At 65.4% G+C, this 24,986-nt stretch carries 27 protein-coding genes and 1 pseudogene; 14 read left to right on the top strand and 14 right to left on the bottom strand.

Annotated features, from left to right (window positions below):
* The first annotated feature begins 44 nt into the window (after window positions 1-44).
* On the top strand, window positions 45-1,706 hold the full coding sequence (locus tag RP6297_RS15460; RefSeq protein ID WP_009239444.1) for an acyl-CoA dehydrogenase family protein: 1,662 nt from the start codon (window positions 45-47) through the stop codon (window positions 1,704-1,706).
* A gap of 324 nt (window positions 1,707-2,030) precedes the next feature.
* A complete protein-coding gene (locus RP6297_RS15455; protein WP_009239445.1) occupies window positions 2,031-2,939 on the top strand; it encodes an amino acid ABC transporter substrate-binding protein in 909 nt (302 codons plus the stop codon).
* 302 nt (window positions 2,940-3,241) lie between these two features.
* Here RP6297_RS15455 and RP6297_RS15450 read toward each other — a convergent pair whose 3' ends face one another.
* Window positions 3,242-4,972, bottom strand: a complete 1,731-nt coding sequence (locus tag RP6297_RS15450) for a GMC family oxidoreductase (protein WP_009239446.1) — start codon at window positions 4,970-4,972, stop codon at window positions 3,242-3,244.
* 353 nt (window positions 4,973-5,325) lie between these two features.
* Here RP6297_RS15450 and RP6297_RS15445 point away from each other — a divergent pair, with 353 nt between their 5' ends.
* Window positions 5,326-6,210: a LysR family transcriptional regulator gene (locus RP6297_RS15445; RefSeq protein WP_009239447.1), complete on the top strand. Its 885-nt coding sequence runs from the start codon at window positions 5,326-5,328 to the stop codon at window positions 6,208-6,210.
* A gap of 14 nt (window positions 6,211-6,224) precedes the next feature.
* Here RP6297_RS15445 and RP6297_RS15440 read toward each other — a convergent pair whose 3' ends face one another.
* Together RP6297_RS15440 and RP6297_RS15435 are read right to left on the bottom strand one after the other, a co-directional pair.
* A complete protein-coding gene (locus tag RP6297_RS15440; protein WP_009277221.1) occupies window positions 6,225-6,881 on the bottom strand; it encodes a VOC family protein in 657 nt (218 codons plus the stop codon).
* Between the two features lie 117 nt (window positions 6,882-6,998).
* On the bottom strand, window positions 6,999-7,283 hold the full coding sequence (locus RP6297_RS15435; RefSeq protein ID WP_009239449.1) for a hypothetical protein: 285 nt from the start codon (window positions 7,281-7,283) through the stop codon (window positions 6,999-7,001).
* Between the two features lie 457 nt (window positions 7,284-7,740).
* Here RP6297_RS15435 and RP6297_RS15430 point away from each other — a divergent pair, with 457 nt between their 5' ends.
* From RP6297_RS15430 to RP6297_RS15420, 3 genes are read left to right on the top strand one after another with little or no spacing between them, the layout of a single operon-like run.
* Window positions 7,741-8,316, top strand: coding sequence for a PAAR domain-containing protein (locus tag RP6297_RS15430; RefSeq protein WP_009239450.1), 576 nt, complete (start codon window positions 7,741-7,743; stop codon window positions 8,314-8,316).
* A complete protein-coding gene (locus RP6297_RS15425; RefSeq protein ID WP_009239451.1) occupies window positions 8,313-8,969 on the top strand; it encodes a type VI secretion system amidase effector protein Tae4 in 657 nt (218 codons plus the stop codon). Before RP6297_RS15430 ends, RP6297_RS15425 begins: the two co-directional genes overlap by 4 nt.
* Window positions 8,966-9,601, top strand: coding sequence for a hypothetical protein (locus RP6297_RS15420; protein WP_009239452.1), 636 nt, complete (start codon window positions 8,966-8,968; stop codon window positions 9,599-9,601). The genes RP6297_RS15425 and RP6297_RS15420 overlap by 4 nt, the downstream gene beginning before the upstream one ends.
* 84 nt (window positions 9,602-9,685) lie before the next feature.
* Here the strand turns inward: RP6297_RS15420 and RP6297_RS15415 are convergent, their stop codons facing one another.
* On the bottom strand, window positions 9,686-9,907 hold the full coding sequence (locus RP6297_RS15415; protein ID WP_009239453.1) for a hypothetical protein: 222 nt from the start codon (window positions 9,905-9,907) through the stop codon (window positions 9,686-9,688).
* Window positions 9,908-10,016: 109 nt separating this feature from the next.
* Entirely contained in the window at window positions 10,017-10,460 is a 444-nt protein-coding gene (locus RP6297_RS15410) for an acyl-CoA thioesterase (RefSeq protein WP_009239454.1), read from the bottom strand.
* 184 nt (window positions 10,461-10,644) lie between these two features.
* Here RP6297_RS15410 and RP6297_RS15405 point away from each other — a divergent pair, with 184 nt between their 5' ends.
* The 4 genes from RP6297_RS15405 to RP6297_RS15390 all read left to right on the top strand — a co-directional run bounded on the left by RP6297_RS15405 (window position 10,645) and on the right by RP6297_RS15390 (window position 13,704).
* A complete protein-coding gene (locus tag RP6297_RS15405) occupies window positions 10,645-11,079 on the top strand; it encodes a universal stress protein (RefSeq protein ID WP_009239455.1) in 435 nt (144 codons plus the stop codon).
* 106 nt (window positions 11,080-11,185) lie between these two features.
* Complete coding sequence (locus RP6297_RS15400; RefSeq protein WP_009239456.1) at window positions 11,186-11,575, top strand: hypothetical protein; 390 nt, start codon at window positions 11,186-11,188, stop codon at window positions 11,573-11,575.
* Between the two features lie 147 nt (window positions 11,576-11,722).
* Entirely contained in the window at window positions 11,723-12,388 is a 666-nt protein-coding gene (locus RP6297_RS15395) for a response regulator transcription factor (protein WP_004628419.1), read from the top strand.
* On the top strand, window positions 12,364-13,704 hold the full coding sequence (locus tag RP6297_RS15390; RefSeq protein ID WP_009277222.1) for an ATP-binding protein: 1,341 nt from the start codon (window positions 12,364-12,366) through the stop codon (window positions 13,702-13,704). The genes RP6297_RS15395 and RP6297_RS15390 overlap by 25 nt, the downstream gene beginning before the upstream one ends.
* A 23-nt stretch (window positions 13,705-13,727) precedes the next feature.
* Here RP6297_RS15390 and RP6297_RS15385 read toward each other — a convergent pair whose 3' ends face one another.
* Window positions 13,728-14,591 carry a DMT family transporter gene (locus tag RP6297_RS15385; RefSeq protein WP_037028113.1) on the bottom strand — a complete coding sequence of 288 codons (864 nt, stop codon included), beginning with the start codon at window positions 14,589-14,591 and terminating at the stop codon, window positions 13,728-13,730.
* A 358-nt stretch (window positions 14,592-14,949) separates the two neighbouring features.
* Window positions 14,950-15,222, bottom strand: a complete 273-nt coding sequence (locus RP6297_RS15380; protein WP_009239459.1) for a metal/formaldehyde-sensitive transcriptional repressor — start codon at window positions 15,220-15,222, stop codon at window positions 14,950-14,952.
* Window positions 15,223-15,541: 319 nt separating this feature from the next.
* Between RP6297_RS15380 and RP6297_RS15375 the strand changes: the two genes are divergently transcribed.
* Window positions 15,542-15,850 (top strand): hypothetical protein, encoded by a 309-nt coding sequence (locus RP6297_RS15375; protein ID WP_009239460.1) that lies wholly within the window; start codon window positions 15,542-15,544, stop codon window positions 15,848-15,850.
* Between the two features lie 141 nt (window positions 15,851-15,991).
* Here the strand turns inward: RP6297_RS15375 and RP6297_RS15370 are convergent.
* Window positions 15,992-16,240 (bottom strand): annotated as a pseudogene (locus RP6297_RS15370) (LysR substrate-binding domain-containing protein); the annotation flags it as partial.
* On the opposite strand from RP6297_RS15370, the gene RP6297_RS15365 reads away from it, so the two are divergent.
* Window positions 16,148-16,753: a trans-aconitate 2-methyltransferase gene (locus RP6297_RS15365; RefSeq protein WP_009239461.1), complete on the top strand. Its 606-nt coding sequence runs from the start codon at window positions 16,148-16,150 to the stop codon at window positions 16,751-16,753. The pseudogene RP6297_RS15370 and the gene RP6297_RS15365 sit on opposite strands and share 93 nt — an antisense overlap.
* Before the next feature lie 86 nt (window positions 16,754-16,839).
* On the opposite strand, the gene RP6297_RS15360 is transcribed toward RP6297_RS15365, so the two are convergent.
* Window positions 16,840-17,676: a bifunctional allantoicase/(S)-ureidoglycine aminohydrolase gene (locus RP6297_RS15360; protein WP_009239462.1), complete on the bottom strand. Its 837-nt coding sequence runs from the start codon at window positions 17,674-17,676 to the stop codon at window positions 16,840-16,842.
* Between the two features lie 138 nt (window positions 17,677-17,814).
* Entirely contained in the window at window positions 17,815-18,747 is a 933-nt protein-coding gene (argC, locus tag RP6297_RS15355; RefSeq protein WP_009239463.1) for an N-acetyl-gamma-glutamyl-phosphate reductase, read from the bottom strand.
* 115 nt (window positions 18,748-18,862) lie between these two features.
* On the opposite strand from argC, the gene RP6297_RS15350 reads away from it, so the two are divergent.
* Together RP6297_RS15350 and RP6297_RS15345 are read left to right on the top strand one after the other, a co-directional pair.
* Window positions 18,863-19,747 (top strand): LysR family transcriptional regulator, encoded by an 885-nt coding sequence (locus RP6297_RS15350; protein ID WP_009239464.1) that lies wholly within the window; start codon window positions 18,863-18,865, stop codon window positions 19,745-19,747.
* Between the two features lie 173 nt (window positions 19,748-19,920).
* Window positions 19,921-21,222, top strand: coding sequence for an MFS transporter (locus RP6297_RS15345; protein WP_009239465.1), 1,302 nt, complete (start codon window positions 19,921-19,923; stop codon window positions 21,220-21,222).
* A gap of 4 nt (window positions 21,223-21,226) precedes the next feature.
* Here the strand turns inward: RP6297_RS15345 and RP6297_RS15340 are convergent, their stop codons facing one another.
* The 4 genes from RP6297_RS15340 to RP6297_RS15325 form a co-directional block, all read right to left on the bottom strand.
* Window positions 21,227-21,658 (bottom strand): hypothetical protein, encoded by a 432-nt coding sequence (locus RP6297_RS15340; RefSeq protein WP_009239466.1) that lies wholly within the window; start codon window positions 21,656-21,658, stop codon window positions 21,227-21,229.
* Window positions 21,659-21,706: 48 nt separating this feature from the next.
* The gene (locus tag RP6297_RS15335; protein WP_009239467.1) at window positions 21,707-22,144 is read right to left on the bottom strand and encodes a carboxymuconolactone decarboxylase family protein; all 438 of its coding nucleotides are present in this window, start codon (window positions 22,142-22,144) and stop codon (window positions 21,707-21,709) included.
* 79 nt (window positions 22,145-22,223) lie between these two features.
* Window positions 22,224-23,681: a MocR-like pyridoxine biosynthesis transcription factor PdxR gene (gene pdxR, locus RP6297_RS15330; protein ID WP_009239468.1), complete on the bottom strand. Its 1,458-nt coding sequence runs from the start codon at window positions 23,679-23,681 to the stop codon at window positions 22,224-22,226.
* Between the two features lie 72 nt (window positions 23,682-23,753).
* The gene (locus tag RP6297_RS15325; protein WP_009239469.1) at window positions 23,754-24,968 is read right to left on the bottom strand and encodes an NnrS family protein; all 1,215 of its coding nucleotides are present in this window, start codon (window positions 24,966-24,968) and stop codon (window positions 23,754-23,756) included.
* Between the last annotated feature and the right edge of the window lie 18 nt (window positions 24,969-24,986).

The following is a 24,986-nucleotide window of genomic DNA, read 5'->3' as shown; positions in this document are numbered from 1 at the left end:
ACCATGGCCCACACACCCAAAAGCGCCACGCCAGGAGACCCCAAATGCCCACAGAGGCCACCCACCGCGTCTTCAACCAGGTCCCGGACCTGACCGGCTTCAACCCCTTCACGTCCGACACCACGCTGCAAGGTGCGCTCGAACGCCTGGGCGGCGGCTGGAACGCCGGCGCGCTGCAAGCGTTCGGTGACCAGCTCGGCGCGCCCGAGACGCTGCAGTGGGCCGCGGAGGCCAACACCTATCACCCTGAACTCCACACCCACAGCCGCACCGGCGAGCGAATCGATGCCATCCGCTTCGCCCCCGCCTGGCACGCGCTGCTCGGCCTGATGCGCAGCCAGGGGCTGCAGGCGCTGCCGTTCGCCGACCCGCGCGCGGGTGCATGGGCGGCGCGCACCGCCGGTTACTTCATGCAGGCGCAGATCGAATCCGGCACGCTGTGCCCGGCGACGATGACGTTCGCCAGCATCCCCGTCCTGCAGAAAGAGACCGCGCTGTTTGCCGATCTGGGGCCGCGTCTCTACGCCCGGGAGCACGACGCACGCGATCTGCCGTGGCGCCAGAAGACCGCCATCCTCGTCGGCATGGGCATGACTGAAAAGCAAGGCGGCTCCGATGTGCGTAGCAACACCACGGTGGCAACGCCCTTGCGCGGCGAGGGCCGTGGCGCAACGTACGCCATCACCGGCCACAAGTGGTTCTTCTCTGCGCCGATGTGCGATGCACACCTGGTGGTCGCGCGCATGGGCGCAGAAGACGGCCCGCTGTCGTGCTTCTTCGTGCCGCGCTTTCGCGATGACGGCAGCAAGAACCCGATCCAGATCCAGCGCCTGAAAGACAAGCTCGGCAACCGCTCGAACGCCAGCAGCGAAGTGGAGTTCCGCGGCGCCGAGGGCATCCTCATCGGCGAAGAAGGACGCGGCATTCCGACCATCATCGAGATGGCGACGCACACGCGGCTCGATTGCGTGATCGGCAGCGCGGCCATCCTGCGCCACGCGCTGATGCAGGCGCTGCACCACGCACGCCACCGCATGGCGTTCGGTCGCCTGCTGGCCGACCAACCGCTGATGCGCAACGTACTGGCCGATCTCGCGCTCGAATCGCAAGCGGCAACGTTGCTGATGATGGAACTGGGCAACGCGTTCGAGCGCGCCGATGTCGATCCGCTGGCCGCAGCGTGGAAGCGCATCGTCACGCCCGCGGCTAAGTTCTGGGTCTGCAAGCGCACCATCGAAGCAACCGGCGAGGCCATGGAAGTCTGGGGCGGCAACGGCTATGTCGAAGAAGGCCCGATGGCGCGTCTGTACCGCGAGGCGCCGGTCAATTCCATCTGGGAAGGCTCGGGCAACGTGATGTGCCTGGACGTGCTGCGCGCCATCGCCCGCACGCCGGACGATGCGTTGCGCCTGGTGCACGACATTGGCGAGCGCGCGCAGGGCCACCGTGCCGTGCGTGCGGAGCTGGCCGCGCTGCAGGCGATGCTGCATCAGCCGGGCGACATCCAGGAAACCTCCGCACGCCGCATCGCGCAGGGGCTGGCGCTGACGGCACAGGCTGCGCTGATGCTGGCGTACGCCCACCCGGACGACGCCGAGCGCTTTATCGCCAGCCGCTTCCATCATCAACACGGCCGCGTGTTTGGCACGCTCGATGGACACGCGCAGGAACTGGGCGCAGTGCTGCAACGCGCGTGGCCCGTGTAGCGCACCCTGGGGATGCAGTCAAATGTGAGCGCACGCTTTCGTGTAACGCTCAAAACCACATCGCGTCCTCCGGCCGCTTATCCACGCACCGAACAGGTGCTTGAGGGTATACCCGCATTCAGCGCATAATGCGCGCCCATGGCGGCGCGTGACATTGCTTCACGTTTTGGCATTCCCCGGGGGGAGTGACGGCGCGCCCCAGCCAATGCTGCGCAGCGGGGCGGACGTCGCCTGGCAATCGATTGCGCGCACCGCCGCGTCGATAGGGCCCCGATGCGGTCGGCTGGTCATTAGAAGCCCGAACCTCTCCTAGGACCTTTGACGATGCCGTTCGCTGCGCGCACGTGGCTGCTGGCCGCGCTTGCCGTTCCCGCTGCTGTTTCCACCGCCTTCTTCCCGTCCAACGCCGTTGCCGCTACCCCGACGCTCGATCGCATCCGCGATTCAGGCACCGTGCATGTGGCGTATCGGGAAGACTCCATTCCTTTTTCGTACCTCGATGGCAGCAAGCCGGTCGGCTACGCCATCGACATCTGCTCGCGGCTGATCGATTCGATCAAGACCTCGCTCAAGCGCCCTGACCTGAAGGTGCAGTACGTGCCGGTGACAGCCGCCACGCGCATGGACGTGGTCGCTTCGGGCAAGGCCGACCTGGAATGCGGCTCGACCAACAACTCACGCGAGCGCCGTGAGAAGGTCGCCTTCACGATTCCGCATTACATCACCAAGGGCCGCATGCTGGTAAAGACCGGCTCGCCGATCCAGCAATGGGAAGACCTCAACGGCAAGACGGTAGTGGCCGCGCGCGGCTCGACCAATGCCGACCTCGCACGCAAGCTCAACGAGACGGGCATGACGGTGCAGGTGGTGGATGCCAACGATCTGCGCAGTGCGTTTGCGATGCTGGCCGATGGCCGCGCCAACGCGTTTGCCGGTGACGACATCCTGCTCTCGGGCATGCGCGCCACGGCCAAGAACCCGGCTGACTATCGCCTGGCGGGCAAGACGCAGCTCGTGTCGTCGTACGCGATCATGCTGAGCAAGCAGGACCCGGAGTTCAAGAAGCTGATCGACCAGTCGATGACGCGGCTGATTGTCGACGGCGAGGTGCCGAAGCTCTATAAGAAGTGGTTTCAGCAGCCGATTCCGCCGAATGGGGTGAATCTGGATGTGCCGATGAGTTATTTGCTGCGGGATTCGTTTAATACGCCTACGGATAGTGCTGGGAACTGATGTCTGATCTGCTTCGGGGTGCTCGTTGATGTTGTTGGGGCATCCCTGGTTTCATCCCCTGCCGGGGCTGACTCACTTTCTTTGTCTTGCCAAAGAAAGTAAGCAAAGAAAGGCGCGCCCGAGATGGCGACTTCCCCTTGAATTCATGTCGCAGAGAGGGGAAGGGAAAAACTCGCTGCGCTCAGACAGTTTCCCTTCCTTTTTCCTCTCTGCAACAGAAATTCAAGGCGCCATCTAGGGCTCCAACGGCCACACCATCGGTGCGCGGAGGGCGGCGCGGCGGTTCGTGGCCCTCGCTGCTTTCAGTGCACCTCGGCCGGTGCCGCTTGTGTCGGGATGCTGCTCACCACATTCAACGTCGGGCGTCCGCCCTGGCGCATCAGGTCGGCAGCGCGCTCGGCAATCATGATGATCGGGGCGTTGGTGTTGCCGCCGATCAGCGTCGGCATGACGGAGCCGTCGATCACGCGCAGGCCCGTGACGCCGCGCACGCGCAGTTCGGGGTCGACGACGGCCATTGCGTCGTCTGCGCTGCCCATCTTGCAGGTGCCGACGGGGTGGTAAATGCTGTCGGCGTGCTGGCGGATGAGGGCGCGCACGGCTTCGTCGTCGGAGCCGTCGCCGCGGATGTTTCCGGAATACAACTCGCGCCCGCCCAGGTCGGCCAGCGGACGCTGCGCGAAGATGCTCTTCACGGCGCGGAAGCCGGCAAGCATGCCGTTCATGTCGTCGGGGTCGGACAGGAAACGCGGGTCGATCAGCGGTGCGTCGCGCGTGTCGGCGGAGGCCAGGCGCACTTCGCCGCGGCTCTTTGGGCGCAGCACGCACACGTGGCATGAATAGCCGTGGCCGTAGTTGAACGTGCGGTTGTGGTTGTCGGCCATGGCCACCACGAAGTGCAATTGCAGATCGGGATCGGCCAGATCGGGCCGGCTCTTGATGAAGCCGCCGGCTTCAGCAAAGTTGGTTGCCAGCATGCCGCGGCGCTCGCGCCGGTAGCGCAGGATCTCGCTCAGCATGCGGGCGCTGCCGCGCGCGGAATAGCCGATCAAATCCAGGTTGAAGACCTTCTTGTGCAGGATGATGTCGAGGTGGTCCTGCAGGTTCTGGCCGACGCCGGGCAGGTCGTGCACGACCGGAATGCCGAGCGAGCGCAGATGCTCCGCCGGGCCCACGCCCGAGGCCATCAGCAGTTGCGGCGAGCCAAACGCGCCCGATGAGACGATCACCTCACGGCGCGCGCGCAACGTTTCGGTGCGGCCCGCACGCTCCACCACCACGCCTGCCGCGCGCTTGCCTTCAAAGACGATGCGCAGGGCCTGCGTGTCGGGCATCACCGTCAGTTGGCGGCGGTTGCGGCTGAACGTGGCGTCAGCCTTGTCGCCGCCGTGCAGGTAGGCGCGTGCGGCGTTCCAGCGCTCGCCGTTGTATTGCGTGACCTGGTACGGACCGACGCCTTCCTGGTCGGGGCCGTTGAAATCGTTGTTGAGCCGGTAGCCTGCGGCCACGCCGGCCTCGACAAAGCGCTGTGCGATGGGGTTGCCGGTGCGCAGGTCGCTCACGTGCAGCGGGCCGGTGCCGCCGTGCAGCGCGTCGTCATCGCGGCCGGCAAAACGCTCGTTGCCTTCGGAGCGCTTGAAGTAGGGCAGCACATCGCTCCAGCCCCAGCCGGTGCAGCCGAGCGCGGCCCAGTGGTTGTAGTCGCTGGGCGTGCCGCGGATGTAGATCATGGCGTTGAGCGACGAGCTGCCGCCCAGCCCCCGCCCGCGCGGCTGATAGCCCTGGCGGCCGCCCAGCCCCGCTTGCGGCACGGTCTGGAATCCATAGTTGCGCTTGTTCTTGAACGGCAGCGATGCCGCACAACCGGCCGGCACCCAGACTGAAAGGTGATGATCGTGGGGGCCCGCTTCCAGCAGCGCGACCGTCACGTCCGGGTCTTCGGTCAACCGGCTGGCGAGCGCGCAACCGGCCGAACCGGCGCCGACGATGACGTAATCGAAGGTGAGGGCCGAGGTGGGCAAATCGTTGGCCATGGATGTCTCCGGATGGTTTTCTAATGGACGAGCGACGCCGCCAGCTTGCTGCCGGTCACAACTTCACATCGTAGGCGCGCCGGGTTGTTTCAAACGACCGGGCTTACCCGCATTAGAGGCATCGCTCGACGGCATGCAGCAAACCCGCACGCTGCAGTTGGCAGACCGTTGCCTTGGTAGCGATTGCGACATGCGGCAATGCAGCAATTCCGCACTGGCACACGGTTGCGCGCGACCCTGGCAGCGGGGCACGCCGCACACAGCGGGCCACCGATCCGCCCACCCCGTGCGCTGACAAGCCATTAGCAACGATGCGGTTTTTGTGCCCAAGCATTAGCTTCTAGAATGCAGCGATGGCCAAGAACCTCGACATCACCCTCGTGCGCACCTTCATTGCCGTGGCGGAAAACGCCAGCATGACGGTGGCCGCCAACGCGCTGCACCTCACGCAGGGCGCCATCAGCCAACAGATCAAGCGGCTCGAAGACGCCTTCGAATGCCGCCTGTTCGAACGCGACGGCCGTCGGCTGGAACTCACCCACGCGGGCGAACGGTTCCTCGGCCGCGCCAAACGCCTGCTCGCCCTCAACGACGAAATCTGGGCCGACATGGCGGCGCGCCCGCTGCAGGGTCCGGTGCGCCTGGGTGTGCCTTACGACCTGGTCGGCACCGTTTTCCCGCCGATCTTCAAGGCCTTTACCGAAGCGTGGCCTTCGGTGGAATTGACCATCGTCTGCGGCACCTCGCCCGAGCTGACGGAGCGCATTGCGCGCGGCGAGCTGGACGTCGCCGTGGTCGAAGCGCCGGTGGACGAAGCCACGGGCGAATGCCTGTGCGTGGAGCGGCTGGTGTGGGTCGGCCCGCGCGGCGGCAACGTGCATGCGAAGCGCCCGCTACCGCTGTCGATGGTGGACGAGAGTTGCGCCTTCCGCGCCCGCGTGCTCAAGGCGCTCGGCGAGCACGGCATCGAATGGCGCACGGTGTTCGAGAGCGGCAACATCGAAGCGACCACCGCCACGGTGCGCACCGGGCTGGCCGTCACGGCATGGCTGACGCCGACGGTGCCGGCGGACCTCGACATCCTCGGGCCTGAAGCCGGCCTTCCGGAACTGCCGATGTTTGCGATCAGCCTGCTGCTGCCTGCGCAAGGCGCGAGTGCGGCGGCGCTGGCGTTGGCGCAGTGCGTGCGCGACGGGTTCTCTTCGCGGCAGCGGGTGGGCGAGCGGCGCGCCGCCTGACACGTGGCCAGCGGTTACAGGCCGCCGCCTTCGATCTGCACGAGCCCATTCGGCGTATCGAGCACAAGCGTCAAAGCCGGCCGTGCCGCCTCCGACAATTCGACGTATCGGTTCTCCGGTTCGGAAGCATCCCACCCCAGCCCCTGAAGCTTTGCGCGGATGGCCGGCATCTCCGGATGTGCGAGTTGGAATTGGTTCAGGCGCAGCCCAACCTCCTGCATCCTGCCGACCGGGCTTTGGCCGCCGGCCCAATCGATGAGTGCGGGCCAGCAACCGCCCGCTTCCGCTTCGCCGTCGCTGCGTTGAAAGAAGTGCCATCGCAAATCGCCACGCGTCACTTCGAGCAATTCGTGCTGCGGTGATTCGCTTACGTTGCGCGCCAGATCCGGAACGCTCGCGACCCATCCGAACAACCGTGGCGCCTGTTCCAATGTGCCTTCCCGCGTCAGGCGGTCGAGCGCAAACCAGCGCGTCCTGTTGGGCGCAGCCGCCTCCGGGTCGATGGCGATGAACTCCAGAAAAACGCCGGGCGCAATCCGCGTGACCAGGTTGTGCGTGCCCATCAAGGGATGCTTGCCGCCGGCAGGCAGCTCCACGCCGAACCGCTGCGAGGCATAGGCCTGCGCTTGCTCAAGCGATTGCGCAACGACGGCAATGTGATCGAGCTTCAAGATGGCTCCCGCTGTGTCCTTCTCAAATGTGAGGGCCCAGCATGCCACAGCGCCCTCCACGGCGTTGCGGCGTGGTGCCGGCATCCCCGCACGTCTCGGGGATGTGTCCAACTGTTCTTATGCGGCGGAAACCCGCCGGCGCTCGATGGCGGCCAATACCTCCCACGTGTGCGGATCCACGTCGCTCCCCCCGAGCGACATCGACAGATACGCGTCGATGGCATCGATAAAGCCTTTCACGAATGCCGGCGGATACGCGTGTTCCGAAAAGTACGTGAGCTGCTCGCGCAGCCTGCCGGGCCGGCAATGCCCAGGGTCGCGCATGACGCTGTGCGTGCGGCACAGAAACGCGCGCGCTGACACCGCGCCATCCAGGTAGAGGCGGGTTTTGGTCAGCGACATGCGGCACCTCCCGGTTGCGTGGGAAGCCTGCAGCGCCAAGGTGGAGGGGAAGGATAAGACGCGAGGCGATGCCCGCTGAGTGCGGTAGCCATGTGGCCTCCGGGGATAGGTTGATGGAGGCTCGCCGCTCGCTGCTAAACAAGGGTGGCGGGCCTGACGACGGCGTTAGCAGACCGGCCCTATCCCAGCTACCGGCAGACCCGAAGGTCTCACCGCCCGGCCCGCCATAAAACACATAGGCGTGCACAAGCACCGGACACAAAAATGCCGCGCGGAGGCGGCTGTCCGTCTGGGAAAAAGGGGTGGGCTGCTAAACCCAGTCACCGTTGGTGCGGTGACGGTGGGGATTATAGCGATCGGATACATCCATCCTATTCGTAATATTTCGCCAAATGCCGCGTGGTGCTTCGTTCGGCCAAGAGAATCCTCGAGGACTAACACCAACGAGGAGGTTAACTTGAGGCGCAACTTTCTGAAGAAGGGCGACGGATCAACCGTCGGAGCTGAAGTGCTTGAAGGCGAGGAAACCTGCACGCACAACGGTACCGCGCTGGCATTCATTGGGGCCAAGGTCTACTGCCACGCATGCAAGACCGTTGGCTTGATCGCCGCACAAGGGCCGCGATGGCCCGATTTCATGATGGAGAAAGAGCAGGCACTCGAGGGGGACGTCTGCATCTGCAAATGCCAGCCTCCGCCAATCATGATTGCGTCTCAAAACGACAGCTTCCAGAGTTTTGAGCACCATGAGCTTGCTGCACTGGGGTTCGGTGAAAGCAGTAACCCTTTGCGTACTGCGCTGTCAGCGACAAGGCACTTCAATGCCTGTTCTTCGTACGACGAACAGGCGCATCTCGTGTCCGCAGCCCTTGAGGGCATCCCGTATTACATCGAAACCGAAGACGGCCGCACTTTCTCAGGGCGGGTACCCGCAAATGGATTGCTGCCGCGCATTGATACGCAAGGTGAAGAGCCATACACGGTGCTCTGGGGCGACGAGGCACTGGCAAAGCAAACGGAGGCACAGGCATGACGGCAGCGCAACGCAAACCGCTCAAACAAAAGGCGCAGGTTCGGACCAATACAACGCGGGGCTCGGTGTGCAAGATCGACGTGCCAGCGGTGAAGTTTTCCGACCTTTGGGACAACTACGTCACGGGCGAGCCCTATCGGGATGCCAAGACCGGCGGCGTGCCACCCGGCTTCGGAAACCAGTGCGCGATTCGGATGAGTGTGACGTTGCACAAGGTCGGCATAGAAATGAAGTCGTTCACGCCTGCGAATGTGTCAGTCAAGCCCGGTCACCAATTTGGGCGCATTCTGATGGAGGGTAGGTACACGGCTGTCCTTGCGGATCAGATGGGGTCTTGGTTGAGCAAGCACCCGTTTTGTGGACTGCGTAGAACGGAAGACATTACAGGCAGGGATTGGGAATCGAAGGTCAAGGGGAGAACCGGCATCATCATGTTCGACAGCTACTGGTCTCGCAGCAGCGATTCTGCCGGCGACGCCAGCGGTGGCCATATTGATCTTTGGAACGGCTCGCGGTTGACAATCAGCGGGCCAATTAACTCAATCGCAACCGTCGGCCGAATGTTCGGAATGAATTCGCTCTTCCCTAGATCATCGTTTGGCTTCTCTGATTTGGGTGACTCCAAGAAAATTCTCTTTTGGGAGGTTAAGTGAAGCGCGTGATGATGCTAATGGGTTTCGTACTTGCCGGTTTCGTAACTGCCGCGATCGTCATACGCATCATGACCGCCTTTGACAACAACCCCGGGTGCGGATTGGATTGCGCAAGCCCCGAACTCGAAGCCGCCTTGCTGTCGGGTCTCGCAACTGTTCTCGCATTCCCGATTCTCGGATTTTTCTTGACACGCAAAAGAAACTCTACGACACGTCGAATAGCCGCCACTTTGTCGACATTAATGCTAGTGGCCATTCTTTTAGCCTTTGTTCACTACGTCTTTAATTTACACACACGGTATCTCAGAGCAGAGGCAGCAAGGCCCGTACAGCCGGACTTGGACTTCATGTATATGGCGATTGCGACCCGCGATGTTCAGACGTACACAGAACTCAAGAAGGGCCAACCTCAATCTGTCGGCATGATTGCTCAATGGCAACGTTGTGCAATTGGCGGTGCTTCATGCGGAAAACAACCAAGGCAGGCACACATGCTATGCAAGAGCGGAGAGGTTTTCGTCAATGAAACCGACTGGAAATACTTCTCCCTGATTCCAAAAGAGAATGTCTTTGGAGCAATTCCCTTGAAATCAATGAAGCTATGCGCTCCAGACAATTGGGTTGAACCATAAGGCCGCAGCGGGCTCATCGGTTCGATAAAACAAAAACCCCGCCAACCGGCGGGGGTCCCCAAATCCTTTTGAGCCTGCAAGCAATCAAGCCTGCGGCGCAGCCCCATCTTCCGGAGCGGCCTCGGCGCCTTCGGCCTTGGCTTCGTCCTTCTTTTCGATCATCTCTTCCAGCGCGCCCGCGCCCTTGAAACCGGCGACGGCGGCGACGGCCTTGGTCAGCAGGCCGGCATCCGGATCGACTTTCTCGGCGGCTTCAACCGCGGCGACGGCGCCGGCGATCTTGCCCACTTCATCCAACAGTCCCATGGTCACCTCCGCGTGATTGAACGGGAGAGCCATCTTCCCACCGGCAAGGGGCGCAAGTGCAAGCAAAGTTAAAAATTTTCTGCGGGCGTTCGTTTGCGTACAGCGCGCGTCACTCCGCTTCAGCGCCGGCGGGGGTGGCGGTAAGCGCAGCCAAACGCTGGCGGGCGCTGTCGGTAATGGGGCTTGATTGGCGCGTGGCAACGTCGATCTGCACGATCACCGATTGCGACGTGGCGGCGCACTGGCCGTTCTGGAAGATGGCCTGCTCGAGCTTGACCGAGCTGCGGCCGACGCTCGCCACGCGCGTGCCGATCTGCACGGAACCGGGCCAGAGGATTTCGTTGCGGAAGTCGAGCACGAGCTGCGCGATGACGAACTCGCAGCCCGGCGCCGCCAGCGGGTTGTCGGGCGTGAACAGCATCTCGACGCGGCCCGTTTCCAGGTACGTGGCGAAGACGGCGTTGTTGATGTGGCCCTGGCGGTCGGTGTCGCCGTAGCGGAGCTTGTCGGTCGACTGCAGCGGGTAATCGGAAAGGGATGGCGTGGTTGTCATGTGGGGCGCGGCGTCTGGGTCAACTTGCGCATTTTGCCTGCCTTCCTGTGCAAGCGCTGACCGCGCCGCCGCACCATGGCGCTTCCGTTGACGCGTATCAACGCGCGGCTTTCAGCAGCGCTTACGTTGGAAGCAGACACCCACCGCGCACGGGCGCGGCCCCCAGACATGGCAAGGAGGCCACATGAAAACCCTAGTGCTGGCAACGGACGGATCGAACTACTCCGATGCGGCCGCCCGCTGCATTGCCGACAAGACGCTCTTCGGCAGCGACGTGACGGTGCACGTCGTGCATTGCATGCCGGACCTCTCCGGCGACATCAAATCGCTCGTCGGCAAGGCAGAGGTTGATGCGTGGTACGCGGAGGAAAGCACCGGCGCCATGGCCTCGGTCTGCGCGATCCTGGGTGCGGCAGGCGTGCCGTTCGAGCGGCACGCGCTGGTGGGTTTTCCGCCGGAGCGCATCGTGCATCACGCTCAAAGCGCGGGGGCGGCGGCCATCGTCATGGGCTCGCACGGGCGCGGCGTGTTCGTCGAGGCGCTGATGGGCTCGGTGGCGGGCCGGGTGCTCGCCCATGCCGAATGCCCGGTGGTGCTCGTGAAGGCGCCCAAGGCTTGACGGCGGCGGGGCGGTCGCAGCTACGCTCCGCTGCGCGCACCCCCACAGCCCGACGCGGCATGGTTTAGGATGAAGGCACCTTTTTCTTCACATCCTGGGGGACCCCATGTCGCATCGTCGCCGTCTTGCGCTCGCCTTCGCGGGCGCTGCACTGTTTGCTGCTGCCACGCCGTCGTTTGCCTATTTCCGCAACGTGCTGGCCAGCACCATCATCGGCTCGATGAGCCCGACGGAGTTGAAGTCGTTCACCAAGGCCATCGGCGACGTGCTGAGGAGCACCGCCGACAACACGCCCGCACAATGGACGTCTGCGGCGACGGGCAAGCAGCCCGCCATCGACGCGACCATCACACCGCTGGAATCCAAGACCGACGCCGGCCAATCATGCCGCCGCCTGCAGAGCGAACTCGCGCGCGGCAGCAGCAAAGAGCAGTGGACCGCGTGGCTGTGCAAACAGCCAAGCGGGGAATGGAAGTTGCGGCAGGTGGCGCAGTAAGGCATCGGCCATCGGGCGGCTATGGCTCGTCTAAGTCTGCCTCGCCAGACTGGTGCGGAATCTCCCTCCATCGCTCTGGAGAATCCGCCGAGTTGGCAGGCCCGGCGCGGTGCGCTGCAATCGGTCTGACCGTTCACCCGACACTGAATGCGAGTCCTCCTAGTTGAAGACGACCCGATGATTGGCGCGGCCGTGGAAGCCGCGCTGCAGGACGCCGCCTACGCGGTGGACTGGGTGCGTAACGGCCAGACCGCGTTGGATGTGGCCGCGCACCAACACTACGACCTGCTGCTGCTCGATCTCGGCCTGCCCGGAAAGGACGGCCATGCAGTGCTCGGCAGCCTGCGCGCCCGCGACAATCCTGTCCCGGTGCTGATCCTGACCGCGCGCGATGCGGTGGATGAGCGCGTACGCGGTCTCGACGGCGGCGCGGATGACTACATCCTCAAGCCCTTCGAGATGGTTGAACTGCTCGCCCGCATGCGCGCCGTCCTGCGCCGCAAGGGTGGGGCAGCGAGCCCCGTGCTCACCAATGGCGTGCTGACGCTCGATCCCGCCGCGCACGAAGCGCGCATGGGCGATGCCGAGCCGGTACGCCTGTCCGCGCGCGAGTTTGCATTGCTGCAGGCGCTCATGCTGCGGCCGGGCGCCATCCTTTCGCGCACGGAGCTGGAAGAGCGCATCTACGGCTGGGGCCACGAGGTGGCGAGCAACGCGGTCGAATTCCTCATCCACGCCCTGCGCAAGAAGCTCGGCGCGCAGGCCATCAAGAACGTCAGGGGAGTGGGATGGATGGTGCCGAGGGGCCAATGACAGCGGCTACATCTGCGGCTGCATCCGTGCAGCGGCGGCTGTCGGTGTGGCTGTCGGTGATCATCGTGGCGGTGGCGATGTTGGCCGGCGGCTTTGCGTTTGCCTCGGCTTTTCGCGAAGCGCATGAATTGCAGGACGACGTCTTGCGCCAGGTGGGGGCGATGTTCGACCCCGGCCATCTGCCAGCCCCAGGCGACCCAGCCGACGCGCCCAAGGTCTCGGACACGGAGGCGCGCGTGATCGTGCAGGTGTTGCCGCCGGCTGGCGCGGTGCCTGCGGCCAACCTGCCCGTGCTGACCGACGGCATGCAGACCGCACGCCTGGGCAAGCGCGACTACCGCGTGTGGGTCCGCACGCTCGCCAACGGCCAGCGCATCGCTGTGGCGCAGGAAACCGCCGTGCGAGACGAAACCGCCCGCGACAGCGCGCTGCGCACGTTGATGCCGTTCCTGATACTTGTGCCGATCCTGCTGCTGGCCGTCGCCCACGTGTTGCGCAAGATGTTCGCGCCCATCAAGCGGCTGGCGCATGAGGTGGACCAACGCGACGAGCGCCAACTGCACGCCATCGCGCCCGAAGCCGTGCCCGACGAGGTGCGCCCGTTCGTGGTGGCGATCAACCGCCTGCTCGCGCGCGTGCAACAGTCCATGGACGCCCAGCACCGCTTTGTCGCCGATGCCGCGCACGAACTGCGCACGCCCCTCTCCGCACTGTCGCTGCAGGCCGAGCGGCTCGGGCAGGCTGCGATGTCAACCGACGCGCAGGCGCGTCTTGGCACGCTGCGCCAGGGCATCGAGCGTAGCCGCGGGCTGCTCGAACAACTCCTCACCCTGGCGCGCGCGCAAGAGGCCACCGGCGTGCCAACTGGCACCGTCTCCGTCCAGAGCGTGTTCCGCAGCGTGCTGGAAGACCTCATGCCGCTTGCCGACGCCAAGCAGCTCGACATGGGCGTCACCACCGAAGCCGATGCACGCGTCCATGCCAGCGAACTCGACCTTTTCGTCGTAGTGCGCAACCTGGTGGACAACGCGATTCGCTACACGCCGGAAGGCGGACGTATCGACCTGTCGGTGGCCAATGACGCGCACGTCGTGTCGATTGCCGTGCAGGACACCGGGCCCGGCATCCCCATCGAAGAGCGCGCGCGCGTGTTCGACCCGTTCTATCGTGTGCTCGGCAATGAGGCGACCGGCTCGGGGCTCGGGTTGTCGATCGTGAGTACGGTGGTGCGGCGACTCGGCGGGGAAGTGGAACTCGGCGAGGCGGATGATCGTGCCAGCGGGTTGCGGGTGACGGTGCGGTTGCCAGCCGCCTAATGCAATGGCAACCGCACACCAATCTACCGCCGCACCCGGAATACCACCGCCAACCCCAGCAGAATCATTGCCATCCCCGCCACTGCAACGGGCGCAAGGCGATGCCCCAGCACAAGATCATCCAGCAGCGCCGTGACAACCGGCACGAGGTAGAACAAGCTCGTGACGTTGACGAGGTTGCCGCGCTGCATGAGCCGGTAGAACAGCAACTGCGCACCCACCGACATCACCACGCCCATCCACAACAAGGCAGCGATGCCGGGCAGGCTGGGCGTGAACGCCAGCGATTGCGCGGGATGCGCGATGGCAAACCCCATGCACAGCACGAGACTCACCGCGCTCTGCAGCGGCAGCGTATCGATGGGCGACTGGTTCAGCCGCTTCTGGCCGATGGCGCCCAGCGTCATGCTGAGGAGCGCGGCGAACGCATAGCCGAAGCCGGCCATTGGCACTTGGCGCGCGTCGGCCCCACCCACTACAAGCGAGAGGCCGCCCAGCGCGAGCACGAGGCCGGCCATCCGCCGTGCAGACCACGCGCGCTCGGTCACCAGCAGCGTGAGCAGCGGCTGCACGCCGAGCACCGTGGCCAGGAGCCCGGGCGTGAGGCCGCGGTCCAGCGCGAGCAGGTAGCAGATCGAATAGCCGCCGGTCAGCAATGCACCGGTGGCGGCTACCTTCAGCCGTGATCCGGGCGCCGGCCACCACCGCCCCCGCCCGAGGCCAAGCCCCGCCAGCACCAAAGACGCGAGCGCAAAGCGCCCTACCAGAAACGCGAACGCGGGGACATGCTGCACCCCGATCTCCGCAAAGATTGCACCGCTGCTCCACAGCAGCACGAATAGAACCGTCGCGCCGGACCCTGCCAGCGCGGCTTGCATGGAACGCATTCCACTCACCTGTCGAAAAGAGATGTCGGGTTCCGGCGCGCAGGCAAGCGCCTGCCTCGGGCGTGTGCCCGAGCCTCGTTCAGGTCAACCGGAAACGAAGCGGCTGAGAGTCAGCCGAATGCGGGCAGATGTGGCGGCGGCGGCGCGCCGACGTCGTAGCCCGAAGAGACGACAGGAGGAGGGAAGGGCCCGGGCTGCACGCATGGGTCATCCACGCGGGCGCGATGGCCGGCAACGAGGAGGGTGGCGTGAAGTCGGGGCATGAAGACGAAGATTCGGAAAGCTTCAGCGAATCGGAATTGGCCGATGGCGTTTGCGCAGCCTATCGGGATCGCGCGCATGGTGCAAGGGCGGCTCGCTACTTGAGATACGACTTGATCACTTGCATCACCGCGTCGAGATCTTGCTGGCGCTGCGCCTCGGCGGGCTCCTTCACCACGTGATCTGTCAGGTGGCCCTCGATGACCGCCGCCATCAGCCCGTTCACCGCGCCGCGAATGGCGGCAATCTGCTGGAGGATGGCCGTGCAATCCCCCTCTTCGGCGAGTTGTTTTTCAAGCGCGGCGGCCTGTCCCTGAATACGCCGGACGCGCGCCTGCAGCTTGGCTTTGTCGCGAATGGTATGGGCCATGGGTCGGATATCGAGGTGATGTGAATGATGCGCGAGGGTAGCATCCCGGTGGGTTCCACGTCGGGTGGCTGGGCCTGCACAGCCTGATGCAGCTGCCGTAACAACAGCAACGTCCACACGTTTTTCGCAAGAGCCGCATCCACTGCCGCACGGGCTGCGTATCTGCAGGTACAGGCTGGTGCGGCATTTTTTTCGTCGATGCAGTGTCAGGTTTGCATGTGCACCGCGACCAACCTGTGGGACGCAAGCGGCCACGCGCCGCCGGCGATCCGATGGGATGCCGCCTCCGGCGGCACGTTCACTGTACGAGGAGTTCACCATGCATACCCGCCGCATTACTCTGGCCTTGCTCGCCACGCTTTCCGCTTCTGCCGCACTGTTCATCGCGCAACCGGCTGCCGCCGCGCAGGCCAAGTTCGATCCGTATACGCAAGGCGCCGTCGATAAGACGGACCCGTTCACGCAAGGTGCGGATCGCCAAGCCGACACCTATGGCTATCTGTCGTGGAAGTACGATCGCTTCGATCCGTATGCGCAAGGCGCGGATCGGCAAGCCAGTGCACACGATGTGTTGGCATGGCGCGGCGATACGAGCTACCCCGGCGGCACCGACGGCTCGCGTGCGTGAATGGCTGCGGTTGCATGAGCGGGGCGCTGGACGACACGCCCCCTCTGCGCCAGCATCAGGCCGCCGGCGTTGCCCCCCGACGATGCGGTCGTATAGGGCACGCGCCGCAGGCGACAGCTGCGCCGACTTGCGCGTGACGAGCACCAGCGCGCGCGACACTTCCGGCTCGACCAGCTCGACCGTGCGGATCATCGGATACGCATTCTTCTGAATGGCGAGCCGCGGCACCACCGCCGCGCCCAGCCCTTCCGCCACCAACCCGAGCGCCGTTGAGCTGCGCTGTACTTCGTAGAACGAATGCAGCGTCACGCCACTCGCCTTGAGCGCGCCGTCGAGCAGGCTACGGTTGCCGCTGACCTCACCGGCAAAGATGAGGGGGTGGGACTGCAAGGCTTGCCATCGGATGCGGCGGCGCTTGGCCAACGGATGATCGTCGCGGCAGACGAGGACTTACGGATCGTTCGTCAGCGGCCGAAGCTGATCGGCAAGCTGGCGGCGGCTGGCCACCTGGCTGTGCAGATGCCGGACAACCTTGACGAACCGGCGCACCGCCTGATGCGCGAAGTGGCCGCTGTGGGGCCGTGGGCCGGCAAGCTCAAGGGGGTGGAACGGACGGAGCGCTTCGATGCGCGTCGCTATTACGCGCTGCTCGCGCCGCTGTGCTCGCGCGTCGACGTGTGGCGCACCACGTACATGCACCCGCTGCAAGGCAGTACCGATGCGGTGGTCGAATGGTTCAACGGGAGCGCGCTGCGGCTCTTCCTCGCAGCGCTGAGCGAGGACGAGCGCCCCGTATTCCTCACGCGCTATCGCGACATGATTGCCCAGGCCTATCCGGCACTCGACGATGGCACGGTGCTGCTGCCGTTTCCGCGCCTGTTCATCGTGGCGACACGCAAGTAGGCGCAATCGCAGAGGCAGAAACGCCGGCCGTGAAAAAAAGCCCCGACGGCAAATATCGGCGGGCTTTTATCGGACCTCTGCGTCGCTTAACGCGACGGATTCAGCGTCAGGTTCATGTGACGGTTCACATCCTTGTACAGCAGGTAACGGAAGCGGCCAGGACCACCCGAATAGCAGGCCTGCGGGCAGAACGCGCGCAGCCACATGAAATCACCGGCTTCCACCTCGACCCAATCCTGGTTCAGGCGATAGACAGCCTTGCCTTCAAGCACGTACAGACCGTGCTCCATCACGTGGGTCTCGGCAAACGGAATCACACCGCCCGGCTCGAACGTGACGATGTTGACGTGCATGTCGTGGCGCATGTCGCTCATGTCGACAAAGCGCGTCGTCACCCAGGCGCCGTTGGTGCCCGGCATCGGGATCGGCTCGACGTCCTGTTCGTTGGTCACGAAGGCTTCCGGCAGGGGAATGCCATCGACGACCTGGTAGTGCTTGCGGATCCAGTGGAAGCGCACCGGGGCGTCGCTCACGTTATGCAGCGTCCAGTCGGCGCCCGGCGGAATGAACGCGTAGCCGCCCGGCGTGAGCGTGTGCTTCTTGCCTTGCAGCGTCAGCTCGGCTTCGCCTTCAACGACGAACAGCACGGCTTCGGCGTTCTTGTCTTGCTCGGGCTTGTCGCTGCCGCCGCCCGGGTTCACTTCAACGATGTACTGCGAGAAGGTCTCGGCAAAACCCGACAGCGGGCGGGCGATCACCCACAGGCGCGTCTGGGTCCAGAACGGCAGCCAGCTCGTGACGATGTCGCGCATCACCCCCTTGGGGATCACCGCGTACGCCTCGGTGAACATCGCGCGATCGGTCAGCAGATCCGTCTGCGGCGGATGGCCGCCATGCGGCGCGTAATACGTGGTTTTAGACATGTTGCATTCAGGCAATGGGTTGGTCCGGCCCCGGGCGCAAACAGCAACAGGCGGTTCGTACGCGGGCGGCGTTGACGATAGCGAAGTCGCCCACAATCGACCAATTAAATGTTGCGATGCCTTCCATTCGATTTGCCACTACTGCGCCAGCATCAGATCGAGGTTCTGCACCGCCGCGCCGGAGGCGCCCTTGCCGAGGTTGTCGAACACCGCCGTGAGCAAGACCTGACCGTGGTCGTTGGCGAACACGCCCAGGCGCATGTCGTTGGTGCCGTTGAGCGCTTGCGGATCGAGATGCGGCAAGGCAGACGGTGCCTGCAGCGGCATCACGTCCACATGCGGCGCGCCAGCGTAGTGGTCAGCCAGACATGCGTGCAGCGCAGTCGCATCAACGCCGGCGTTAAGCCGACGCAGCTCCAGCGGCACCGTCAGCACAATGCCCTGGCGATACGCGCCGTAGGCCGGGACGAACATCGGCCGCTGCGTGAGCCCGGCGTGCAGTTGGATCTCGGGCGTGTGCTTGTGCGCCAGACCCAGCCCGTACACCTGGAACGGCAGGGCGTTTGCTGCCTCCGGCCCCTCGTAGGTTTCCACCGCGGCGCGGCCGCCGCCCGAATAGCCGGACACGGCATGAATGCTGATCGGGTAATCCGCCGGCACAAGGCCCGCCTGCACGAGCGGGCGCAGCAGCCCGATCGCGCCGGTCGGGTAGCAGCCCGGGTTGGTCACGCGCGACGCGCCCGCAACACGTTGAGCTTGCTCGTCGCTCATCTCCGGAAAGCCGTAGACCCAGCCCGGCGTGGTGCGATGCGCGGAGCTGGCGTCGATCACGCGCACGCGCGGGTTGACGATGGCCGCGACCGCCTCGCGCGCGGCCGCATCGGGCAGGCACAGGATGGCGATGTCGCAGGCGTTGATGGCTTCGGCACGGCGTTGCGCGTCTTTGCGGGCGTCGGCGGGAAGCGTCAGCAGTTTCAGGTCTTGCTGCTCGACGCGGCCGCGCAGACGCTCGTGGATTTGCAGGCCGGTGGTGCCTTGGTCGCCGTCGATGAAGACGAGGGGCGTGGACATGGCGGGGCGCTCCCAGGGAAAGAAGATGGTGGTGAACACGAACCCCCATCTTCGAGCGTGACCTAGAATATGAAAAGTTGAATTTCACAACTGTCACATTCAGTTTTTCTGAATCATGCGAGAGATCAGCCTGGACCGCCTGCGCACCCTCGTGGAAGTCGCCGGCCGCGGATCGTTTGCCGAGGCGGCGCGAGCCCTGCATCTGGCAGCGCCCACCGTGAGCCTGCATATCGCCGAGCTGGAAGATCGCGTGGGCGCGCAACTTCTGTCACGCAAGCGCGGGCAGGTGCAGCCCACCGCCATCGGCGAGGTGATGGTGGAGCGCGCGCGCAAGCTGCTCGCCGATGCCGAGCAAGCGCTGGACGATATCCAGCGGCAAGTGCAGGGCCTGAGCGGGCGCGTGCGGCTGGGCGCCTCCACCGGCGCCATCGCCCACTTGCTGCCGCAGGCGCTGGAGGTGCTGCGGCAAGACCACCCCGGCATCGACGTGCAGGTGGCGGTGCTGACGTCGCAGGAAACGCTGGTCGGTCTGGCCGATGGCGCGCTCGACATTGGTCTCGTGGCGCTGCCGCAATCGCAGGTGGCGGGGCTCGCCATCAAGCCGTGGCGGCGCGATCCCGTGATGGCCTTCCTGCCTTCGCACTGGTCGAACCCGGCGCGCATCACGCCTGCGTGGCTTGCCGCGCAGCCGCTGATCCTGAACGACGCCACCACACGTCTCTCGCGCCAGACGACCGAGTGGTTCGCCACGGACGGTTATCACCCCGTGCCGCGCATCCAGCTCAACTACAACGACGCTATCAAAAGCCTCGTTGCCGCCGGTTATGGCGCCACGCTGCTCCCGCACGAGGCGTCCGCCGTACCGTCGGATGTGCGCATCACCATGCGGCCGCTGCGGCCGGCGTTGTGGCGTGAACTTGGCATCGCGCACCGCGCCGGCCACGTCGAGCGATCGACGCAACACGTGCTCGACGTGTTGTGGCGGTTGCGGGCGAAATAGTCCATTGCGCGCGTAGGCAGGGACGACACGCAGAATTCCGCTGAATAAAGTTTGACTTCTTGTGTCACGACAACTATCGTAAGATATGTTTTTCGACACAACACGGCGTGCCGGCCGTCTGGCTCCTGTTGCCAGCCGCGTGCGCCGCTTCCTCCCTTTCTTCGATCGCCCTCATGCCTTTACTTGATCCCTCGCGCGAGCGCCGGCTGCTCTGGCTGCTCGCGCTCACGCAGTTCACCGTCATCATGGATTTCATGGTGATGATGCCGCTTGGTCCGCAGATCATGCACACGTTTGGCATCGGTCCGGCGGCGTTCGCCACGGCCGTGTCGGTGTATTCGCTGTGCTCGGGTGCCTCCGGCTTGCTGGCCGCCACCTATGTCGACCGCTTTGACCGGCGCCGCCTGCTGCTGACCGTCTACGGCCTCTTCACGCTGGCCAACCTGGCCTGCGCGCTGTCGGGCAGTTACAGCATGCTGCTGTTCGCCCGTGCGTTTGCGGGCGTCACGGGCGGTGTGCTCGGGTCGATCATCATGGCCGTGCTGTCGGACGTGATTCCGCCCGCGCGGCGCGGCGCGGCCACCGGCGTAGTGATGTCGTCGTTTGCGCTGGCGGCCATGGCGGGCGTGCCTGTGGGCATTGCCATTGGCGCGCACTTCGGCTGGTCGGCGCCGTTCTTCCTGCTGACGGCGCTCACGGTGCTGATCTGGCTGGGCGCGCGGCGGACCATTCCGCCGCTGGCCGAACATCTGGCAGGCAATCGCAGCCAGACGCTGGGCGAAGTGCTCTCGGGCCTGTGGCGGTTGCTCACCAACCCGCGCCATCTGCGTGCCTTCGTGCTGACTTTCGTGATGATGGGCTCGCACATGCTGGTGATTCCGTTCATCTCGCCGGTGCTGGTGGCCAACCACGGCGTGGCGCCTGAAAACCTGTCGTGGCTGTATGTGGCGGGCGGTGCGGCGTCGTTCTTCAGCTCGCGCGCCGTCGGCAAGCTGGCCGACCGCTACGGCCGTCGCCGCGTGTTCGTGGGCGCGGCCCTGCTGGCGTTCATCCCGGTGCTGGTGATGACGCATCTGCCCGACTGGCCCTTCATCGGCATGCTGCTGTTCTTCCCGTTCTTCATGGTGATCCTCTCCAGCCGCATGGTGCCGATGCAGGCGCTGATGACGACGGTGCCCGCCCCGCAGGTGCGCGGCGCGTTCCTCTCGGCCAACAGCGCGGTGATGTCGGTGGGCACTGGCGTGGGGGCGTGGCTTGGCGGGCTGCTGCTGTCCGGTGGCGCCAGCGGCCGCATCGAGGGCTATGGCCTCAACGGCTGGCTGGCCGTGGCGGCGGGGCTCTTCTGCGTGTTCTGGGTGAGCCAGGTGAAGGGATCGGATGCGCAGGGCGACCCATCGCTCGCTGCATCCGCTGGATCCGCCGGCGCGTCCGGTCCGCAAACAGTGCCGCAAGCACCGCGCGCGGAAAAGGCCTGAGCGGTTATTCGGCTTCCAGCACCGTCTTCAGCTTCACGAGGTCCCGCTGCACCCATTCGGCATCGGCGTCGAACTGCGCGTCGTCCATGTTCGGTTGCTGAAACAGCGTGAGCGAGACAGTGGTGCCCGCGCCGTTGCGCACCACGCGCAGCGGCACGTAGATGATCGATCCGTCTGGCAGACGGACCCAGTGATCGGCAATGCCAAAGGTGTTGGGCGGGCTGAAGCGGATGAACACGCTGCCTTCGTCGCTGCTGGGCGCGGCCTTGGCAATCCATTCATCGGGGGCCGCGCCCGAGCCCTGCGTAGCGGGGGCGAGCCCTTCCGACAGCCCGGTCGCCCAGATCGGAAAGTTCAGCGGCTCGGCCAGGAACATGGCCACGTCATCGAAGTGGCGCTCGATGTTGATGCTCAGGGTGCGGACGTTGTGCAACATGTGGCCTCCGGGTGCGGCGCTTGCCGTGCGAGGCAGTATATGCGCCGCTCAGGCGGGCAGCTTGCGAAAGCTGACCGCCAGGCGATTCCACGTGTTGATGGTGCTGACCAGCAGCGTGAGGTCAACCAGCTCGGCATCGGAGAACTGTGCGCGCACGGCCTGCCAGACGTCGTCGGGCACGCGCGTTTCTGCGACAAGCGTGACGGCTTCCGTCCACGCCAGCGCGGCGCGTTCGCGGTCGGTGAAGAAGGGCGTTTCATGCCAGACGGACACGGTGGCCAGGCGGCGGTCGTCTTCGCCGCCCTTGCGGGCATCGGCGGTGTGCAGGTCGACGCAATAGGCGCAGCCGTTGATTTGCGAGGCGCGCAGGCGCACGAGTTCAGTCAGCGATTTTTCCAGCGTGCTTTTGGCGAGCGCTTTTTCCAGGCCCATGACCGCCTGGATGGCGGCGGGATTGCTTTGATAGAAGTCGAGGCGGGGTTCCATGAGAGGGCTCCTGTGCTTGAGAACTGAAGCCAGTGTAGGCACCGCAGTGGCACCTTGGAATCGCCAATCTGCGCGAATATCAGGTAGCCACCTTGGCCAGCACTTCCGCCAGCTTGCCGAGGCCCGCGTCGATCTCCGCAACGTTCACGTGGCCGTAGCCGATCAGCAGCCCCGGCTGCGGCGGCCGCGCCACAAACATCCTCGCGGTGCCGTATAGCCCGACACCCACGCTCTCTGCCAGCTTGACGAGTTCGGCTTCCGCCAGCGGCGTCTGCACCTGGGCCGCCATGTGAATGCCCGCCGCCGACGGCACGGGCACCAGCCACGGGGCCAGCGGGCCACGCAGATGCCGCAGCAGCGCATTGCGGCGCGCCGCGTATTCCTTGTGCATGCGGCGCAGGTACTTGGCGAAATCGCCGTCGAGCATGAATTTGGCGAGCGCCGCCTGCATAAGCGATTCACTGTGCCAGTCGGCCACCTGCTTGGCGTGCCGCAGCGGCGCCACCAGCGACGCCGGCGGCACCACATAGCCGATACGCAACTCCGGAAAGATCGTCTTCGAAAACGTACCCACGTACGCCACGCAACCGGCAGCGTCCAGGCTTTTGAGTGATTCCATCGGACGGCCGTCGAAGCGGAATTCGCTGTCGTAATCGTCTTCGATGATCAGCGCGTCATGGCGCTGCGCCCAGTCGAGCAGTTGCGCTCGGCGCGCCAGGCTCATCGGCATGCCCAGCGGAAACTGGTGCGACGGCGTTACGTAGACGAGCTTGGCGCGCTTGGGCAGCGCATCGACGACCAGGCCTTCCGCATCGACCGGCACCAGCACGACCTTGGCACCGAGGGCCTGCAGCGCAATGCGCGCGGGCGGGTAACCCGGGTCTTCAATCGCCACCGTATCCCCGGGGCGCACGAGCACGCGAGCGATCAGGTCGATGGCCTGCTGCGCGCCCTGCGTGACGACAATATCGGCCCAAGCGCACACCACCGCGCGGCTGAATGCGAGATACCGCGAGATGGCCAGGCGCAGCGCCTGGTCGCCCGCAGGGTCCTGATAGCCGCCACGCCCGCGTGCCTGCTGGCGCAGCGCATGCGCAACACAACGGCGCCACACGTCGAACGGAAACTGGCGCTTCTCCGTCACGCCACCCACAAAGTCGTAGACGAGATTCGCGCGCGGCAGGGGCAGCACCGCGGGCATGTTGTTCCAGGGCGTGTCGAAGGTGCGTACGGCGGGCGTGGGCGACGCAAGTTGCGCCGCAGGCGAGGCGGCCGGCGTGCGGGCGCGCAATCCTTCGGTGGCTTCGGCCACAAACGTGCCGGAGCCGGCGCGCGGCTGTAGATAGCCTTCCGCAATGAGGCGCTCGAATACGTCGAGCGTGGTCTTGCGCGACACACCGATCTGCAGCGCGAGGTCGCGCGTGGAGGGCAGGCGCTCGCCCGGCACGAGCCGACCATCGAGGATGGCGGTGCGGAGTTGTCGATAGAGTTGGCCGGCAAGGTCGTGCCGGCCGTGGATCGTCAAATGGACATCCATCGTGGGCGCAGTGTGCAAAGGGGCTGCGCCATTCTACGGAAGCCGCCGGGGGCGGGAAGGGCAGGGTGAGGCTCAGCCCTCCCGGCCGTCGGCCCGCGGCGCCATCAGCCACGGCGTGTAGCGCCACAGGTACGTCGCGAACGCCGCCACCCACAGCAGGCTCGCCCCGCCGATCCACACCTCGCGCGGCAGCAACGCCGGGCCTGCCACGCGCACGAGTGCGGCCAGCGCGACGGCAGCGTAGGCGAAATGCTCTGCCCGGCCCGTGCGCAGCATCCGGCCGGTGTGGCCCAGCGCGGTGCGCGTGATCATTGCGATGATGGCGCCGCCGATGGCTCCTGCCGTGAGCGCATGCAGCGCGGTGGAACGGTCGCCCCAACCGAGCGCTGCGGCAGCCAACATGGCAAAGCCGATGGGCAGGAAGGCATACGCCACATGCAGGATGGAGACGATGGGCGTGCGCAGCGTGCGGCGCGTGTCCCAGCCGGCCCAGCGGACGGCCTGCACGACTGCTGCCGCCGCAAACACGATGGCCGGAACGATGCCTTGAAGCGGCGTCGCCAACATGGCAACGGCGAGCGCCGTCGCCGGCACGATAGCGCGCTCGGCCCACACTACGCGGCGCACGTGCACGCCAGGGACCGCGTTTGACGTGAATATCGGGATGACGCGCCCGCCAATGACCGTGACAAACAGGCACACCAGCCCAGCGGCTGCGTCGAGGCAGCGCAATGCAGCCAGCGGCGCGTCCCAAGCCAGCGCCGCATGGAACGCCGCGTTGATGGCACCGAGCACAAGCAGCGCGATCGCCAGGCCGTAGTTGCGTGCGCTTTTTGCGCGCCGCAGAACGCGCAGGAACGCCACGCCGCATGCCGGCAGGAACGCTACATCCGCCGCCACCGCAAGCGGCACGGGGCCCGTCCACATCAGCACACGCGCCGCCAGCCACAGCGCCGCCAGCCCAGCGAGTTGCGCGCCTTGTGGCGTCTGCAGGCCCGTCCAGTTTTTGCCCGCCGTGAAGAGGAAACCCACCACCACTGCCGCCGCAAAGCCGAACACCATCTCGTGCGCATGCCAGAACAGCGGCGCCATGGTGGCGGGGCCCTGCGCCGACGGCAGCACCCCCAGCAGCAACGCTGCCCACAACGCCATCCCCAGCGCGGCAAAGGCGGCTGCCAACAGGTAAAACGGCCGGAAGCCGAGCGCGAAGACGGCCCGCCCCGTGTAAGGCAAACGGCTTGCCGGGTCGGGCTGGCCGATGGTGAGCAACGGGGCTTGGCGGGGCATGGTGATTTCCGTGGTTCA

The sequence above is a fragment of the Ralstonia pickettii genome (genome assembly GCF_016466415.2).
Lineage (GTDB): Bacteria > Pseudomonadota > Gammaproteobacteria > Burkholderiales > Burkholderiaceae > Ralstonia > Ralstonia pickettii.
This window is presented reverse-complemented; position numbering and strand designations above follow the sequence as displayed.